General features: G+C 49.7%; 4 protein-coding genes and 1 pseudogene. All 5 read right to left on the bottom strand.

Going from position 1 to position 2,686, the window contains the following annotated elements; all coding sequences use genetic code 11:
* Window positions 1-147: 147 nt before the first annotated feature.
* Entirely contained in the window at window positions 148-354 is a 207-nt protein-coding gene (locus VZP09_RS07035) for a hypothetical protein (protein ID WP_328795471.1), read from the bottom strand.
* The gene (locus VZP09_RS07030; protein ID WP_328794989.1) at window positions 354-950 is read right to left on the bottom strand and encodes a DUF1367 family protein; all 597 of its coding nucleotides are present in this window, start codon (window positions 948-950) and stop codon (window positions 354-356) included. The genes VZP09_RS07035 and VZP09_RS07030 overlap by 1 nt, the downstream gene beginning before the upstream one ends.
* A gap of 35 nt (window positions 951-985) precedes the next feature.
* Window positions 986-1,219 (bottom strand): hypothetical protein, encoded by a 234-nt coding sequence (locus tag VZP09_RS07025; RefSeq protein WP_072023040.1) that lies wholly within the window; start codon window positions 1,217-1,219, stop codon window positions 986-988.
* Window positions 1,220-1,698: 479 nt separating this feature from the next.
* On the bottom strand, window positions 1,699-2,142 hold the full coding sequence (locus VZP09_RS07020; protein WP_004179624.1) for a GNAT family N-acetyltransferase: 444 nt from the start codon (window positions 2,140-2,142) through the stop codon (window positions 1,699-1,701).
* Window positions 2,143-2,295: 153 nt separating this feature from the next.
* Window positions 2,296-2,686: pseudogene (locus VZP09_RS07015) on the bottom strand (DNA cytosine methyltransferase); the annotation flags it as partial.

Here is a 2,686-nt window from a genome sequence, read left to right as displayed (position 1 = left end):
GAGTATCGTCAGGCTTGCATCCTGTGCCGCACGTACCCGCCAGGCGGTAATGCGCCAGCACGCTGGTNTCCGGGTTGCCGTTGCAGTNNCCNGGGATCCGCACNGTNCATTCGCGGCCNCGNGCCTCTTTGCGNAGGTTNGCCATACTCACCCCCACATCCTGTTGCGCCAGCGAGAGTCTGGCCGCGGCGGTTTTTTGTCCTCCACCAGCTGCGCGCTGACGGTCCATGTCATAAAGTCAGGGTTTAAGCTTCGTTCGACCTTTACGCCCCGCTGACGATATCTCGCTACCAATTCTTCGGCCTGCTGCGTTGTGCATTCGAGATGGTGAAACCATGAGNGTTTCATCGGCATCACCCCGCGAAGCTTAAAAGCTGGTTNGCGGCGTTCTCAGCNTCNTGCAGGCTGTTGAANGAACGAGAGAGGATCCACCGCCAGAGAACATCGAGCGATGCTTTGTACAGTTCCTGGAATTCGCATTCGTCCATGCTNGCGAAAGAAATGCTNCGAGGGTGTTTTTTCAGNGTGCCGTCCGGCAGNTGTATGGCGTCATAGTGGCCGGCTTCAACGATGACCCACGCCCGGTAAGCATCGAANGATTTGCAAATACTGATATAGCCGGATCGCTTCTCNGCTATNCGGTCGAGATATTGCCCNGCGGCATCAAGNAACGCCGATTCACTCCCNCCATATGCAGCAAGGTATTTGGCGTAACCTGTGATAAGCCTGCGCTCNTTAGACGAAATCGCCCCGCCGGTAGGTTCCCAATATTCAAANCCNAGATTGAGTAANGCNAANTANCGGCGGTGAAACGCCGGATTNCGGACAAGCTTANANTCGGCNTCCAGAACGGNNCCGAGCTTGCATTTTGATTGCANNAAATCNCTGGTCTCCNGCGTNGCNGGGATCAGNANACCTTGNGANTGNTTTATTAAGTGCAATTGCGCCATGGTTTCTCTCCGTGGCGCAGTAGGTCAACGGTTGTTCAGGCCGTTGATTTCATATTATCAGAAGGCGGGATAACCCGGTAGCCGAGGCGATGAAGAAAACTGGTCATTGCGTTGAGATTAAATACTCCCTCGTCCTCAAGCAGTGGTCGCATAGAAGTAACACCATTTGCCGTGTATACCAGAACCCGGCCTGCTGCCCTGATGCTGCCAATAACTTCACCTGTAGAACGTTTAACCAGATCGTAGTACTCATTACTCTCATTGCGCATCCCTACCTCCCGGAAGCNNNNTCATATACTGTGTTTTTATACAGTATAAATTAATGTTAAATCACTTACATGTGAAAATTTCACGGTGCGGAAGATATGATGGCAGATGAAGATCACCCTACAAGCCACTATTTTCAAAAGAGATTATCACAATTGAAAGTTTGGGAGTTTTGTTTAACTTTCATGGCTAACGGAGTGAAAAGTTTTGCGCGGTTGTCGACGGCATATTTTGTGTATCGTATAAGCCCCTATTTACCAGTGCAAAAAAGAAAACCCGCCGAAGCGGGTTTTCTCATGCTGCCNTACCATTTCTCTCTGTCAACTTTGGCAAAATTGAAAGTAGAAGGCTNTCCANTTGTNTAGTCTGNCAGTTTAGANGAGACGACTACCACTGGGTAAGTNGCATTGACGCCATACTCAAGTAGTGAGCTAACCCNCNAGGCATTAACTAACCACNTTATTATGGCTACATCGAACATTTATTTCAGAAACTTGTTATACACGAAGAACTCAGTATCTCGCACAAATCCATTACGCTCATACAACGCCTGTGCACGGATGTTATCTGTAGCGGTACTAAGCATAATAAATGCCGAATCGCTCTCCTTCGCCAGTTGCTCAGCACGTGAGATTAGTTTGTGTGCCACACCATGCTTNCGAGCTGACTCATCAACGAAAAGGTCATAAAGCAACCAAATACGTTTCATCTCAAGAGAGCAAAATAAAGGATAGAGCTGCGTAAAGCCTACCGCTTTNCCATCAACCTCGGCGTAAAAGATCACGGACTCATTAAGCTGAAGGCGCTTGAGAATAAAATCTCTGGCCTGCGAGGCATTTTCTTCGACCTCGTAGAAACGACGGTACCCGAGATACAGGGGAAGGATAGTATCCACATCATGTGGTTGAGCCTGGTAAATCTTCATACAAAAACCTCATAACNAATGAGTGTATAATTGTATTACAAATAATTTTTCCGATTTGTCCTTTTGTGGGCTTAAGTTCACTTTTCGCCCCCCCATTCTCCTGTTGGATTAATTTTTCGCCATAAAAGATAAAACCCGCCGAAGCGGGCTTTATCATGCTGCAATGTCTTTTTTCAGNCACATCTCCGGCAAATTAGCCCTCACCAGCGCCTCAGCNAANGGNGGNGGNACNGCATTGCCNCAGCGNGCNACCTGCTTATCNTTCGCATACTTCACNCCGCGGTAATCCTGATCGATGATGTACCANTCNGGGAANCCCTGCGCNCGGTANAGCTCATGCGGNTGNAGCATNCGCATNCCGATATCAANAATGCGGTAAGTNACNCCGCCGATNTNCACCANNCCGGTGCAATCCTCCCCGCNGTATTCCTGCAGGAACGCCAGCACNTGCTGCGCGCGCTCTTCGTCNTAGTCCTCGACCGCCAGAGTCGNAACCTCCCCTACGTGCTGCCCGCCGGCAGTGATAGTCGGCATCGGCTCGTCA

This window comes from Klebsiella sp. EMBS2024 (genome assembly GCF_036233805.1).
In the GTDB taxonomy this organism is placed as follows: Bacteria; Pseudomonadota; Gammaproteobacteria; order Enterobacterales; family Enterobacteriaceae; genus Klebsiella; species Klebsiella pneumoniae.
Note: the sequence above shows the minus strand (reverse complement) of the source record. Positions and strands in the feature narration are given on the sequence as shown.